This is a genomic window from Pectobacterium actinidiae (assembly GCF_000803315.1).
GTDB classification, from domain to species: Bacteria; Pseudomonadota; Gammaproteobacteria; order Enterobacterales; family Enterobacteriaceae; genus Pectobacterium; species Pectobacterium actinidiae.
In genome coordinates this window covers 369,364-382,969 of the sequence record NZ_JRMH01000001.1, presented here as the reverse complement: position 1 = coordinate 382,969, position 13,606 = coordinate 369,364, and the positions used below count along the sequence as shown (strand labels likewise).

General features: G+C 52.8%; 15 protein-coding genes and 1 tRNA gene. 11 read left to right on the top strand and 5 right to left on the bottom strand.

Annotated elements, in window-relative coordinates:
- Positions 1 to 47: 47 nt before the first annotated feature.
- The 3 genes from groL to KKH3_RS01570 all read right to left on the bottom strand — a co-directional run bounded on the left by groL (position 48) and on the right by KKH3_RS01570 (position 2,748).
- Positions 48 to 1,694: a chaperonin GroEL gene (gene groL / locus KKH3_RS01580; RefSeq protein ID WP_039355228.1), complete on the bottom strand. Its 1,647-nt coding sequence runs from the start codon at positions 1,692 to 1,694 to the stop codon at positions 48 to 50.
- A gap of 45 nt (positions 1,695 to 1,739) precedes the next feature.
- Entirely contained in the window at positions 1,740 to 2,033 is a 294-nt protein-coding gene (locus KKH3_RS01575) for a co-chaperone GroES (protein ID WP_005971295.1), read from the bottom strand.
- 238 nt (positions 2,034 to 2,271) lie between these two features.
- Positions 2,272 to 2,748, bottom strand: coding sequence for an FxsA family protein (locus KKH3_RS01570; RefSeq protein ID WP_039355227.1), 477 nt, complete (start codon positions 2,746 to 2,748; stop codon positions 2,272 to 2,274).
- Between the two features lie 464 nt (positions 2,749 to 3,212).
- On the opposite strand from KKH3_RS01570, the gene aspA reads away from it, so the two are divergent.
- The 7 genes from aspA (at position 3,213) to KKH3_RS01535 (ending at position 10,495) form a co-directional block, all read left to right on the top strand.
- On the top strand, positions 3,213 to 4,652 hold the full coding sequence (gene aspA / locus KKH3_RS01565) for an aspartate ammonia-lyase (protein WP_039355226.1): 1,440 nt from the start codon (positions 3,213 to 3,215) through the stop codon (positions 4,650 to 4,652).
- A gap of 121 nt (positions 4,653 to 4,773) precedes the next feature.
- Positions 4,774 to 6,075: an anaerobic C4-dicarboxylate transporter gene (locus KKH3_RS01560; RefSeq protein ID WP_039355225.1), complete on the top strand. Its 1,302-nt coding sequence runs from the start codon at positions 4,774 to 4,776 to the stop codon at positions 6,073 to 6,075.
- 148 nt (positions 6,076 to 6,223) lie between these two features.
- Positions 6,224 to 6,556: a divalent cation tolerance protein CutA gene (gene cutA, locus KKH3_RS01555; protein ID WP_014914061.1), complete on the top strand. Its 333-nt coding sequence runs from the start codon at positions 6,224 to 6,226 to the stop codon at positions 6,554 to 6,556.
- Positions 6,532 to 8,262 carry a protein-disulfide reductase DsbD gene (locus tag KKH3_RS01550; RefSeq protein ID WP_039355224.1) on the top strand — a complete coding sequence of 577 codons (1,731 nt, stop codon included), beginning with the start codon at positions 6,532 to 6,534 and terminating at the stop codon, positions 8,260 to 8,262. Before cutA ends, KKH3_RS01550 begins: the two co-directional genes overlap by 25 nt.
- 34 nt (positions 8,263 to 8,296) lie before the next feature.
- Positions 8,297 to 8,872 carry a transcriptional regulator gene (locus KKH3_RS01545; RefSeq protein WP_010301517.1) on the top strand — a complete coding sequence of 192 codons (576 nt, stop codon included), beginning with the start codon at positions 8,297 to 8,299 and terminating at the stop codon, positions 8,870 to 8,872.
- Between the two features lie 126 nt (positions 8,873 to 8,998).
- Positions 8,999 to 9,074: transfer RNA gene (locus KKH3_RS01540), tRNA-Phe, on the top strand.
- A 161-nt stretch (positions 9,075 to 9,235) separates the two neighbouring features.
- On the top strand, positions 9,236 to 10,495 hold the full coding sequence (locus tag KKH3_RS01535) for a tyrosine-type recombinase/integrase (protein ID WP_039355222.1): 1,260 nt from the start codon (positions 9,236 to 9,238) through the stop codon (positions 10,493 to 10,495).
- A 141-nt stretch (positions 10,496 to 10,636) separates the two neighbouring features.
- On the opposite strand, the gene KKH3_RS22155 is transcribed toward KKH3_RS01535, so the two are convergent.
- Entirely contained in the window at positions 10,637 to 10,807 is a 171-nt protein-coding gene (locus tag KKH3_RS22155) for a hypothetical protein (RefSeq protein ID WP_162847981.1), read from the bottom strand.
- A gap of 140 nt (positions 10,808 to 10,947) precedes the next feature.
- Here KKH3_RS22155 and KKH3_RS01530 point away from each other — a divergent pair, with 140 nt between their 5' ends.
- A complete protein-coding gene (locus KKH3_RS01530; protein WP_039355218.1) occupies positions 10,948 to 11,289 on the top strand; it encodes a hypothetical protein in 342 nt (113 codons plus the stop codon).
- A gap of 591 nt (positions 11,290 to 11,880) precedes the next feature.
- On the opposite strand, the gene KKH3_RS22150 is transcribed toward KKH3_RS01530, so the two are convergent.
- Positions 11,881 to 12,051: a hypothetical protein gene (locus KKH3_RS22150; RefSeq protein ID WP_159440266.1), complete on the bottom strand. Its 171-nt coding sequence runs from the start codon at positions 12,049 to 12,051 to the stop codon at positions 11,881 to 11,883.
- Positions 12,052 to 12,193: 142 nt separating this feature from the next.
- Between KKH3_RS22150 and mobC the strand changes: the two genes are divergently transcribed.
- Genes mobC through ccdB form a run of 3 tightly spaced genes read left to right on the top strand, consistent with a single transcriptional unit; the run spans position 12,194 to position 13,522 of the window.
- Positions 12,194 to 12,937 carry a MobC family replication-relaxation protein gene (gene mobC / locus KKH3_RS01525; protein WP_039355216.1) on the top strand — a complete coding sequence of 248 codons (744 nt, stop codon included), beginning with the start codon at positions 12,194 to 12,196 and terminating at the stop codon, positions 12,935 to 12,937.
- Positions 12,938 to 12,995: 58 nt separating this feature from the next.
- Entirely contained in the window at positions 12,996 to 13,214 is a 219-nt protein-coding gene (ccdA, locus tag KKH3_RS01520; RefSeq protein WP_015855076.1) for a type II toxin-antitoxin system antitoxin CcdA, read from the top strand.
- 2 nt (positions 13,215 to 13,216) lie between these two features.
- Positions 13,217 to 13,522: a type II toxin-antitoxin system toxin CcdB gene (gene ccdB, locus KKH3_RS01515; protein WP_039355214.1), complete on the top strand. Its 306-nt coding sequence runs from the start codon at positions 13,217 to 13,219 to the stop codon at positions 13,520 to 13,522.
- The last annotated feature ends 84 nt before the right edge of the window (positions 13,523 to 13,606 follow it).

Genomic DNA, 13,606 nt, shown 5'->3' with positions numbered 1-13,606 from the left:
CCTGACCCTGTCACCAGAAAATGGCTTCCGGCGACAATGGTGTCACATTACATCATGCCGCCCATACCACCCATGCCGCCCATACCACCAGCGCCACCTAAGTCAGGTGCATCACTTTTCGGCAGGTCGGTAACCATACATTCGGTAGTGATCATCAGACCAGCAACGGAAGCCGCGAACTGCAATGCAGAACGGGTTACTTTGGTTGGATCCAGGATACCGAAGTCGATCATGTTGCCGTATTCTTCAGTTGCGGCGTTGTAACCGTAGTTACCTTCGCCTGCTTTAACGCTGTTCGCAACCACAGATGGCTCTTCGCCAGCGTTGGAAACGATCTGACGCAGTGGCGCTTCCATCGCGCGCAGCGCAACTTTGATACCCACGTTCTGATCTTCGTTTTGAGCAGTCAGAGAAGCCAGTTTAGCGGCAACGCGAACCAGCGCCACACCACCACCAGCAACCACGCCTTCTTCTACCGCGGCGCGAGTCGCAGCCAGGGCATCTTCAACGCGTGCTTTCTTCTCTTTCATTTCAACTTCAGTTGCTGCGCCAACTTTGATAACGGCTACGCCGCCGGCCAGTTTAGCCACACGCTCTTGCAGTTTTTCTTTGTCGTAATCAGACGTTGCTTCTTCAACCTGCTGACGGATCTGAGCAACACGGCCCTGGATCGCAGCTTCTTCACCCGTACCATCGATGATGGTGGTGGTGTCTTTGTTGATCACAACGCGTTTTGCCTGACCCAGATCTTCCAGCGTCGCTTTTTCCAGCTCCAGACCGATCTCTTCAGAGATAACGGTACCACCAGTCAGCGTCGCGATGTCTTGCAGCATGGCTTTACGACGGTCGCCGAAGCCCGGTGCTTTCACCGCAGCAACTTTCACGATACCGCGCATGGTGTTAACCACCAGCGTTGCCAGCGCTTCGCCTTCAACATCCTCAGCAACGATAACCAGTGGTTTGCCGGCTTTCGCTACGGCTTCCAGTACTGGCAGCATTTCGCGGATGTTAGAGATTTTTTTGTCAGCCAGCAGGATGAACGGGCTTTCCAGTTCTACAGCACCAGTTTCCGGCTTGTTGATGAAGTACGGAGACAGGTAGCCACGGTCGAACTGCATACCTTCAACCACGTCCAGCTCGTCTTGCAGACCAGTACCTTCTTCAACGGTGATAACACCTTCTTTACCGACTTTGTCCATGGCTTCGGCAATCATTTTGCCTACGGTTTCGTCGGAGTTAGCAGAGATGGTACCAACTTGAGCAATCGCTTTAGAGTCAGAGCACGGTACAGAGAGGGCTTTCAGCTCTTCAACAGCGGCAACAACGGCTTTATCGATACCGCGCTTCAGATCCATCGGGTTCATGCCCGCTGCAACAGCTTTCAGGCCTTCAGTGATGATAGCCTGCGCCAATACGGTTGCGGTCGTGGTGCCGTCGCCTGCTGCGTCATTCGCTTTAGAGGCAACTTCTTTCACCATCTGCGCGCCCATGTTCTCGAACTTGTCTTCCAGCTCGATTTCACGCGCAACAGATACGCCGTCTTTAGTAATGGTCGGTGCACCGAAGGATTTATCCAACACAACGTTACGGCCTTTCGGGCCCAGGGTAACCTTCACTGCATCAGCCAGTACATTTACGCCGCGCAGCATTTTTACGCGTGCGTCATTACCGAATTTTACGTCTTTAGCTGCCATGGTCTATTTCCCTCAAATTCTTTCAGTTCAGATGATTACGCGCAATTACGCTTCAACAATTGCCAGAATGTCGCTTTCAGACATGATCAACACTTCTTCGTTATCAATCTTCTCTGCTTTCACGCCATAGCCATCATTGAAAATAACGATGTCGCCAACTTTCACATCCAGCGGCTTCACTTCGCCATTTTCCAGGATACGTCCATGACCTACGGCCAGAACTTCACCGCGGGTAGATTTACCAGCAGCGGAACCAGTCAGTACGATGCCGCCAGCAGATTTTGACTCAACTTCTTTGCGCTTGACGATCACGCGGTCATGCAATGGACGAATATTCATTGATAGCTCTCCTTTGAGAAAGTCCATATCGGTTTAGGATAAACGCCGACTATGTTTTCATAACGATTATGCTTTTCATAATCGGCCTTGTGGTGTTCTAAGTGGGGGCGTTTCGCTGCCCTTCAAGGGAAAAAATTCATTTTTTTTGCGTTAGGCGTATGCTTGTCGCTGACGCCTTATAAAAAATAAGGATTATCAATATGATAACCCTTATCTGCTTTTTCAATTTGTCCTGACGTTAATGGTCGTCACGATCGTCACGGTGTTCAATATTTCCGCGCCCGCCATCCTTGCGCTGGTATTCACCTTCAAAGGTGTTACCGCCGGAAGACGACGCGCCTGGGCCAGAACCAGAACGCCAGACATGGAGGTGAGGCATCAGTTTAAGCGTCAGCCTTTTCTGCACCGGCGGTAGCAGTAACAGCAGCCCCAGAAAGTCAGTCAGGAAGCCCGGAATCAGGAGCAGGAAGCCCGCCAGCACCAGCGAAACACTTTTTACCATCTCGGCCGCTGGGCTTTCACCCGCCGCCATTTTCTGCTGCATCTGTACCAGCGTTTTCATCCCCTGGTTACGCACCAGCGAGACGCCCACACAGGACGTGAAGACGACCAGCAGCAGGGTCATCGCGACGCCCAGGACTTCAGCCACCTGAATAAACAGCGATATCTCGATGTAAGCTAAAAGAAAAATAAGTAATAACGGTAACCAGCGCACCCGGTACTCCTGTGTTTTTACGCGTACTGTTTTTAATAAAAACGTATGTTGATAAGAACGTGTTAAGCCATCGCTATTGAAAATTCAGTACGCTTTACTACCAATGGATTAGGTAAAACGCGCGCCTGCTCTGCGATCCGGCACATCATGATTTACTGAAATGGGTACGGCTTTCCGCATTTTCAAGCCACCGCCCTACGATTATTGTTCTAAAATAGTGACTCGTGACTACAGTCACAGTTCATTTACCGTAGTGGTAGAGAACGCCAGTATAGTGATCTAAACACCTGTTTTTCGCTGTCGTAACGACATATCCTCACGGCAATGGATACCTGGTTGGTCAAACATCCCGAGACTATTGCCGAGATAAGACGGTTTATCCGAGATAACAGATAACGCCGCCCGACACACCAGCCCACAACGTCTAGTTACATCACTAGTCGCACAACAGGATAAGCACTCTCATGTCAGAAAACATCCGTATTGAAGAAGACCTGTTAGGCACCCGAGAAGTTCCCGCAGACGCGTATTATGGCGTTCATACGCTGCGCGCCGTCGAAAATTTCTATATCAGCACGACTAAAATCAGCGACATCCCCGAATTCGTGCGCGGTATGGTGATGGTGAAGAAAGCCGCGGCGCTGGCGAACAGAGAGCTGCAAACTATCCCGAAAAAAATCGCCGACGTCATTATCCGCGCCTGCGATGAAGTGCTGAATAACGGCAAATGCATGGATCAGTTTCCAGTAGATGTCTATCAGGGGGGCGCTGGCACGTCGGTTAACATGAATACCAACGAAGTATTAGCCAATATTGGTCTGGAGTTGATGGGCTACCAGAAAGGCGAATACCAGTATCTGAACCCCAACGATCACCTGAATAAGTGCCAATCCACCAATGATGCCTACCCTACCGGATTTCGTATCGCGGTTTATGCAGCCATACTGAAATTGACAGAGGCAATCGCGAAGTTGAGTGAGGGTTTCGAGCGTAAAGCCAAAGAGTTTGAAGACGTGCTGAAGATGGGGCGCACCCAGTTGCAGGACGCGGTGCCGATGACGCTCGGTCAGGAATTTCATGCGTTCAACGTCCTGTTGCAGGAGGAAATCAAAAACCTGCTGCGCACGGCGGAACTGCTGCTTGAAGTCAATCTGGGTGCGACCGCAATCGGTACGCGTCTGAACACGCCGGACGGCTATCAGCAACTGGCGGTGCAGCGTCTGGCGGAAGTCAGCGGCCTGCCGTGTGTGCCAGCAGAAGATTTGATCGAAGCGACGTCAGACTGCGGTGCCTATGTGATGGTACACAGTTCGCTGAAGCGTTTGGCCGTGAAGCTGTCGAAGATCTGTAATGACCTGCGTCTGCTTTCTTCCGGCCCGCGTGCTGGCCTGAATGAAATCAACCTGCCCGAGTTGCAGGCAGGTTCCTCGATCATGCCCGCCAAGGTTAACCCAGTGGTGCCGGAAGTCGTCAATCAGGTATGTTTCAAAGTCATCGGTAACGACACCTGCGTCACGATGGCGTCAGAGGCTGGGCAATTACAGTTAAACGTGATGGAACCAGTCATTGGTCAGGCGATGTTTGAATCGACCCACATTCTGACCAATGCCTGCTACAACCTGCTGGAGAAATGCGTCAATGGTATCACGGCCAATAAGAGCGTGTGCGAAGCCTACGTTTTCAACTCCATCGGAATTGTGACGTACCTGAACCCGTTTATCGGCCACCACAATGGCGATATCGTCGGCAGGATCTGCGCCGAAACGGGGAAAAGCGTGCGTGAAGTAGTACTGGAGCGCGGCCTGCTAACGGAAGCCGAGCTGGATGACATTTTCTCCATCCAGAACCTGATGCATCCGGCGTACAAAGCCAAACGCTACACCGATGAAAACGAGCTTCCCTAATACCGACATCTAATTCCAACAGGCACGTCCGTTCACGAAGAACAGCGTGCCTTTATTTTTTGCCGCCTACGGCCATAAGAATAAGTTATGCAATTTTTATTATTAATTAAGGAGCATAGTCATGCTTGGTCTTGAGTTACTGATCGTTCTGCTCGCCATCTATTTGGGGGCACGACTGGGAGGCATCGGCATTGGTTTCGCCGGTGGTCTGGGAGTGCTTGTTCTTACGCTGGGGTTTCAGATAAAGCCCGGCGTTATCCCTTTTGATGTCATTGAAATTATCATGGCCGTTATCGCCGCCATCGCCGCCATGCAGGTGGCGGGCGGAATGGATTATCTGGTCAGTCTGGCGGAAAAACTGCTGCGTAAGCACCCGAAATACGTCACCTTTCTCGCACCGCTGGTCACCTACTTCATGACGATTCTGGCCGGAACCGGACACACCGCGTTCTCCACCCTGCCGGTGATCGCCGAAGTCGCCAAAGAGCAGGGGATTCGCCCTTCCCGCCCGCTTTCTATCGCCGTTGTCGCGTCGCAAATCGCGATTACCGCCTCGCCGATCTCGGCGGCGGTGGTGTTTGTCGCTGGTATTCTTGAGCCACATGGGGTCAGCTACCTGTTGCTGTTAGGGATTTGTATTCCTACCACGCTGGCAGCGATCCTGTTGACGGCGATTGTGACCAATTTCCTGGGTAAAGAGCTGAAAGACGATCCGATTTATCAGGAACGTCTGAAAAAAGGCGAAACCACGCTGCGCGGAAATAGCCAACATGAGATCAAACCGGGTGCCAAGCTTTCCGTGATGTTGTTTCTGATCGGCATCGTCGCGGTGGTTCTGTATGCCACGGCAATCAGCGGCACCGTTGGGCTGATTCAGAATCCGGTTCTGCCACGCAACGAAGCGATTGTGGTCTTTATGCTGACGATCGCCACGCTAATTTGCCTTACCTGCAAAATCGACACCGCGCGCATCCTCTCCGCCAGCACGTTTAAATCCGGCATGAGCGCCTGTATCTGCGTGATGGGCGTGGCCTGGCTGGGCGATACCTTTGTTAAAGCGCATATTTCCGATATTCAAGATACCGCTGGCGCGCTGCTGCAAAGCTACCCGTGGATGCTGGCCGTCGTGCTGTTCTTCGCCGCGACGCTGCTTTACTCTCAGGCGGCAACGGCAAAAGCGCTGATGCCTGCTGCGCTGCTGCTGGGCGTGTCTCCGGTCACGGCCGTGGCGTCTTTTGCTGCCGTTTCCGCCCTGTTCGTTCTGCCTACCTACCCGACTCTGCTGGCGGCGGTGGAGATGGACGACACCGGCTCAACGCGCATCGGCAAGTTTGTGTTTAACCACTCCTTCCTGATTCCCGGCGTGATGGCGATTACGCTGTCGGTGATATTTGGCTTTATCCTCGGTAGCATCCTGATCTAAAGATTGCCTTTCAGACAGTCTCTCGCGGATCGGCTTGACTCGTCGATCCGCCTCATCCCCTTGCGCAGTTCATTCCCTTCAAACAATAAAGCAAGGTATAGTGTGGCTCTGGTTGTCTGGAATTTGCTCATCTGACACGGAGGATGTGATGTCTGACCGCCCGCTTTGCGACGCTGTCGTCATACTATGTACCGCCCCTGACGACGCCTGCGCACAACGGCTTGCCAATTCGCTGCTGGAAACGCGGCTTGCCGCCTGCGTCACCCTGCTGCCCGGCGCACGTTCGCTCTACTACTGGGAAGGCAAGCTCGAACAGCAATCAGAAGTACAAATGCTGATAAAAAGCGACACCTCACATCAGCAAGCGCTGCTGACTCACCTGAAACAACAACACCCTTACGATACGCCGGAGCTGTTAGTCCTGCCGGTATCCGGGGGCGATAGCGATTATCTGACATGGCTCAACGCATCTTTACGCTGATTTTCCTGTTATGGACAGCTTTCGGCACACCCAGTGTGGCCGCCTCTTCCTTCGGTCAGAAGCTATTTGGCAACAGCCCGACATCGCGCTTTCTGCCAGTCGATGGGGCTTTCGCCTTTGAGTTTCAGCAACAGGGGAACCAGCTCAATCTGCGCTGGGATATCCATCCCGATTACTACCTGTACCGCGCGCAAATTAAGATCGAAGGGAACGGTGCCACGCTTGGCAAAGTGGAATTGCCGCAGGGAGAAAGTCATAACGACGAGTTTTTCGGTCAGGTCTTTATTTTTCGGGATCGATTGGCGCTAGCGGTTCCCATTGAACGAGCTGAAAGCGGCGCGACAGTCAAAGTCACCTATCAAGGCTGCGCCGATGCGGGTTTCTGCTATCCGCCGGAAACGCGCGTCGTTCCTCTCAGCCAGGTGCTTGTTAACGCAGGCACGGCTACATCGAATACCGCATCAGCCCAGACGGCACCGCCGCAGACCACGCCGATGCCGTTCTCACCGTGGTGGGCGCTGTTGATCGGTATAGGTGTCGCCTTCACCCCCTGCGTCCTGCCGATGTACCCGCTGATTGCCAGCCTGGTGCTGGGCAGAAAAGAACAGTTGACGCCACGCCGCACGCTGCTGCTGTCGATGACCTACGTTCAGGGTATGGCGCTGACCTACACGCTGCTTGGGTTGGTTGTCGCCGCTGCTGGATTACGCTTTCAGGCCGCGCTCCAGCATCCGTACATTCTGATTGGTCTGTCGGTGATGTTTGCTGCACTGGCGCTATCCATGTTTGGTCTGTATACGCTCCAACTCCCATCATCGGTACAAACCCGGCTGACAGAGTGGAGCAACCGCCAGCAAGGCGGTTCCGTTACCGGCGTATTCTGCATGGGCGCATTGGCTGGGCTAATTTGTTCCCCCTGCACCACCGCCCCCCTCAGCGCCATCCTGCTTTATATCGCCCAGAGCGGCAACATGCTGGCAGGTGGCGGCACGCTCTATCTCTACGCACTGGGCATGGGCTTACCGCTCATTCTGGTCACGCTGTTCGGCAACAAACTGCTGCCGCGCAGCGGCCCGTGGATGCAATACGTTAAGGAAGCGTTTGGCTTCATTATTCTGGCACTGCCCGTCTTCCTGCTGGAACGCATTCTGGGGGAAACCTGGGGAATGCGGCTGTGGGGCACCCTCGGCATCGCCTTCTTCGGCTGGGCGCTTATGCTGACGTTGCGTAGCAATAAAGGCTGGATGCGTGGCGTACAGTTGCTGCTGCTGGCAGGCGTAGTGATCAGCGCTAAACCGCTGCAAGACTGGGTATTCCCCCCGACTGGCACGGCGCAAGCCCACACATCGGCACTGAACTTCGCCCCCGTCGCTACTATTGCCGATCTCAACAGCGCGCTGGCAAAGAGCGCTCAGCCTGTTATGCTCGATCTTTACGCGGACTGGTGCGTAGCCTGCAAAGAGTTCGAGAAATACACGTTCAGCGACCCGGCGGTGCAAAACCATTTGTCGCGCATCACGCTACTACAGGCGGACGTCACCGCTAACCGCGAAGAACAAAACGCGCTGCTGAAAAAGCTACAGGTTTTAGGGCTGCCGACCATCGTCTTTTTTGACGCTCAGGGGAAAGAGATCCCCGGCTCGCGCGTCACCGGTTTTATGAACGCTGAACAATTTCAGGCACATTTGCAGACGTTCAGCCCATAAACAACACGATATATGTGCTTCTGGAGGAGACTTAATGCAACGGGAAGACGTTCTTGAACATGCGCTTACTCTGCTGGAGCAGCACGGATTTGCCATGACAACGCTGGATATGCTGGCGGAAAAACTGGGGGTTCCGGTAGAGGAACTGACGCCATTCTGGCCGGATCGGGAGGCGCTGCTGTACGACGGCCTGCGTCACCATAGCCAGCAGGTTGATACCTGGCGACGCCAGCTTCTCTTAGACGACGAGAAAAGCATCGAGCAGAAGCTGTTGGCACGCTATCAGGTACTGCATGAATCGGTGAACAAACAGCGCTATCCGGGCTGCTTGTTTATTGCGGCGTGCAGCTTCTTCCCTGATATCAACCATCCTATCCATCAGATCGCGGAACAGCAGAAGCTGGCGTCTTACCAGTACACCCGTGATTTGCTGGAAGAGCTGGAAACCGACGACCCCGAAATGGTAGCACAGCAGATGGAGTTGATTCTGGAAGGCTGCCTGAGCAACCTACTGGTCAAGCATCAAGCCGCCAGCATCGCCACTGCCCAGCGGCTGGCAGAAGACGTATTACGCTTTGCGCTATGTCGTAAAAATGGCGCACTCACCTGATTTCAGACACAAAATGCGGTAAAGCCCGCATTTTGGCTGAAAAGTCGGCAGTCAGCAGGGTTTTCCGCGCTTTCGTTGATAAACCCGTTGACGCCACGCGGCCAATACGGTTTAATGCGCCCCGTTGCCCGGATAGCTCAGTCGGTAGAGCAGAGGATTGAAAATCCTCGTGTCCTTGGTTCGATTCCGAGTCCGGGCACCATCTTTCCTTTTTTATGCCTCCTTATCAATCCCTATGTTGTTGCGATTCAATAAGTTGGCGTAAAAATCTTTTCCGATGCGTTTTGATTTATCCCTTCGTATCGGGGAATTTGTGGGTCAGATTGCGGGTCATTCAGTTCGATGAACGGGAGTGACCCTCATATGTTAACTGACAGCAAAGTCCGATCCGCGAAACCTCTCGCAAAATCTTACAAGCTCACCGACTCGCAAGGCCTGTACCTCACGGTATCACCCAGCGGCGCTAAGCTATGGTATTTCCGCTATCGCTTCGGCGGTAAAGAAAACCGTCTGGCCTTTGGCCCCTACCCGCAAACTACATTGGCGGAAGCCCGCGAAAAGCGCGATGCGGCGCGTAAATTGCTGGCATCCGGCATCAGCCCTTCTCAGCTTCGCAAAACGAACAATCTCACAGCTGATGAATCCCGCACCTTTCAGTATCTCGCTCAGACGTGGCACACCAGCAGCCTGAAACTCTGGTCGGAAGCCCACGCCGATAAAATCCTCACCTGCCTGAAACGCTACGTTTTCCCCGCGATTGGCTCGATGGATATCGCGCAGGTTGAAACCCGCCATCTCGCGCAGTTGGTTAAGGCCATTGACGATAAAGGGGTGCATGACGTCGCCGGACGAGTGCGCCAGCATCTGACCAAAATCATGCGCCACGCCGTACAACAGGGCGTCATCAAATACAATCCGGCTTACGATTTGGACGGCGTCGTGACCCCGGTGGCGACCCAACATCATCCCGCCCTGCCGCTAAAACGCCTGCCTGAACTGCTGGAGAAGATGGAGAACTACAAAGGCCGGATGCTCACCCGTCTGGCACTGGAGCTGAATCTGCATGTTTTCCTGCGCTCCAGTGAACTACGTTTTGCCCGCTGGGATGAATTCAACCTGAAAGCGCATATCTGGAGCGTGCCCGCCCAGCGCGAAGCGGTAAACGGCGTGCGGTTCTCAGAGCGTGGCGCAAAGATGAAGGATGAACATCTGGTGCCGCTGTCACGGCAGGCAGTCACCCTGCTGAAAAAGATTCAGGCGATTTCTAGCGAATCGGTCTTCGTTTTTCCCGGCGCACATACCCTGAACAAGCCGATGAGTGAAAACACCATCAACAAGGCGCTGCGCGTGATTGGCTATGACACCAAAACCGAAATCTGCGGCCACGGCTTCAGAACCATGGCCTGTAGCGCCCTGAACGAGTCCGGACGCTGGTCAAAGGATGCCATTGAGCGGCAGATGAGCCACAAAGAACGCAACGGTGTACGGGCGGCGTATGTACATAAAGCGGAACATCTGGAAGCCAGAATCGAAATGATGCAGTGGTGGTCGGATTATCTGGACGTCAACCGTGAGGGCTACGTCGCACCGTATATCTATGCGCGGAGTCATTCGGCTGGCTAACGCGCTGCGCTTGTTGGCTCCTGACGGGCTTTCTATGTGATAGAAAACCCGTCAGGAGCGTTGTCGTAAAATCATTCGGGCATTCCGCCAAACGTTTCTTACACGTTAGTATTTGCTACATCGACTGACTCAAACCACCGTTCAGCCTTTTGGTTCAATACCGCGCGTCTGGAGTTCCTTACGCAGAACACGCTTGATCCACGTAGCCAATGTCTTGTCGCCATCCTTATGGGCTTGTTCCTCTAACTGCGCACGAAACTCATGGGACAGTCGAATTTGATACTGGTCTGTTTTTGTTTTTTCACTTGACATTGTAATTACAAATTCCATAGCATGGTATAGTTGTAATTACACCGCAATTACATGGTGTTTTGCAACAGTAAAGAGCGAAGCCCGGCAGTGCTAGGAACACTAACCGGGCTTCTGACCACAACATTATGAGGACTAATGCTATGGCTGACACCGATAGTAACACGGGCGCGTCTTATCAATCACTGCCGGATTATGAGAACCGTTACTCCGCCATGAGTGCCGCGCTGGCTCATCTGGATTTTTCAAACATGGACAATGACGAACTCTCTCTGGTCACTGAGTATTGCGCCGAAACACAGGCCGGGCTTTGCCATTGCCTGAATTTCATTGGCGATGCGCTGATTACCTTTGCCGATAATGACGTGTGCGAATCGACACCAGAAAGCTTATGCCAGTTGGGACACGGGTTAACCGCAATCAGTCTACTTATCCCTGCCCTTACCACGATGCACAAACGCGCACATTCACTCACCGCCAGATAGCCATCTGAACATCACCAGCCTGATTAAAGCTCTGCCGTTAGGTCAGAGCTTTTTTGCTTCCGACGCTGAATAACCATAATTCTTCCCGTCAGATATTGAGTTGTTCGCAGTCATCCTCCCCCTTTCCCGATAGTCTCCTCTACTGGCTGATTCCTGTGGGGAGAAGACATGCCAACACGTTTTATTTTCGCAACGCTGACCGCGCTCAACAGGCCATTCAGCCACGACGCAGGACGCGACGGGGTTAGGCGGATGAATGCCTGCGCCTCGCGGGCATTCATCCGTGGCGTGAGGCGAGTAAATTCAATTTCACAGAAATTGCTAATTTGCGTCGCCCGAACCCACCCGTGAGCGTTTCCCCCAAGGGAAACCGAGCAGGCCGGGGGGAGCCGAATAAATTTTGCCGCCCCAGCGAGCAAAAAGACGCGCCCACGCGTCGGTTTATTTGGGGGGCTTCAGCCCCGCACACCGTCGCGGCTAAGTCTCCGGCCACCAGCCGGTAGCGAGGCGCGACTACCCACTTTGAAGGCGTTTTCCCATTTTTTCGCTGACCGGAACGGGCAAAAGAAAAAGTGGGCTAAAAACGGCGTCTCAAAGGGGGTAGTCGCGCGTAGCGCGCGACGGTGTGCCGCCGTTGACGTTGGGGGTTTTGGCGTGGCGTCCAGCCGCGACATTATCCCCATGCGACAGGCAATAAGGGCGTCCAGCCCGCATGAACTGGCGCACGCCATTCTGTGCCGGAAAATGTGTTTTCCGGCGCATGGCTGCAAAGCTGCCACCTCTTTATCCCCACGAGATCGCCTCATGACGTCGACTCATGCCAGTGGGCGAAGGTATGCGCCCATGCAATGAGGCGATAAAGCCAAAAGAGAGAACCAGCCAAATAAAATGTGAAGGAGGATGCATGCTTATTTACGATTACCGTGAACGCCGGGCGCGTAGTCACGAAAAAATGCGATGTCTGCTCACCTTTCTGAAAGAAGAAACCTACAGCGATTTTAAAACCCTGATGCAGCTTTTTGATTATAAAAATCACAAGCCGCTTTATCTGCTGCTGGCAAAAGCCATCGACATGGGATTGATCCAAAAGCATGAAATAAACACCAGAATGGTGAAAATCTCTCTGTGGGGGATCACCAATGGCGGATTAGCCGTTGTTGCCACACCCCATGAGGATGGTTTTCCTGCACGGTTTGAGCCCTCGAAAGTCACTGGCTGGACACTGATACAGCGCCTTGATCGTCAGCTAGCGCGGCTCCTTCTTGAGAAGAAAGGCGCTTATGGGTGGATCAGCGGCGCTGATTCAACATTCCTCAGCCGCTATGAGGTATATCATCGCCCGGCTGGGGTGATAACGTTACCAGACGGAACCGTCATCGCCGTTGAGACTGAGCGCCATCTAAAAACCAAAGCCCGTTATCAGGCGATAATCACCCAACATTTGATAACTCGTACTCAAAAACGTTGGATGTACGTCTTCTATATCGTGCCCGATCCGCAGATAAAGCGAGCTATTGAACGGATATTCAATAGCGTGAAATACGCCATCGTCAGCCATCAGCGTATCCCGTTGGAAGCGAAGCACCGCAATGTTTTTCGGGTTTATACATTTGATGAGTTGAGGGGTTTGGATTTGAATCTTGGCTAATTGCTGAACAACCATGCGAAGTATATACTTAGAGTGTGCATAAAAGAGGATCACTATCATGAAACACCGCGTCAGCGTTACCGTGGACAAAGACAATTATCAGGTTCTGAGTGCCGCCGGAGTCAATATTTCCGGGCTGGTGAATGACGCCATTGGCAAAGAAGCCCGCCGTATCAAGGCTGAAGAGTGGAAGAAGGAAAACCGCGAAGGGATGGAAGAAGTCGCCCGATTTATCGCGCAGAATGGCTCCTTTGCAGATGAAAACAGGAATTGGTGATCATGCAATTCATTGTTTATCAATACAAACGCGCCAGTCACTACAAAATGTTTGTCGATGTACAAAGCGATATTGTCGAGACACCCAAGCGGCGTATGGTCATTCCGCTTATCGAATCACATCACCTGTCTGAGAAAGTGAATAAAACGCTGTTCCCTCTGATCGGCATCGACGGCGAAGATTATCGGCTGATGACCACAGAGCTGTCGAGTGTTCCTGTTGAGGTGATTGGTGAAGTGATTGCGGATCTTGGCGACTACGCGGATGAGATCAAGGATGCTATCAATCTTATGTTTTGGGGGATTTGAGAGGGGTTCGGAGTATTCGCATTGAATTTTACGTTTAGCGCCTCTCGACTGAACATTACTAGTACTCCAGAAACTCTATTAAAT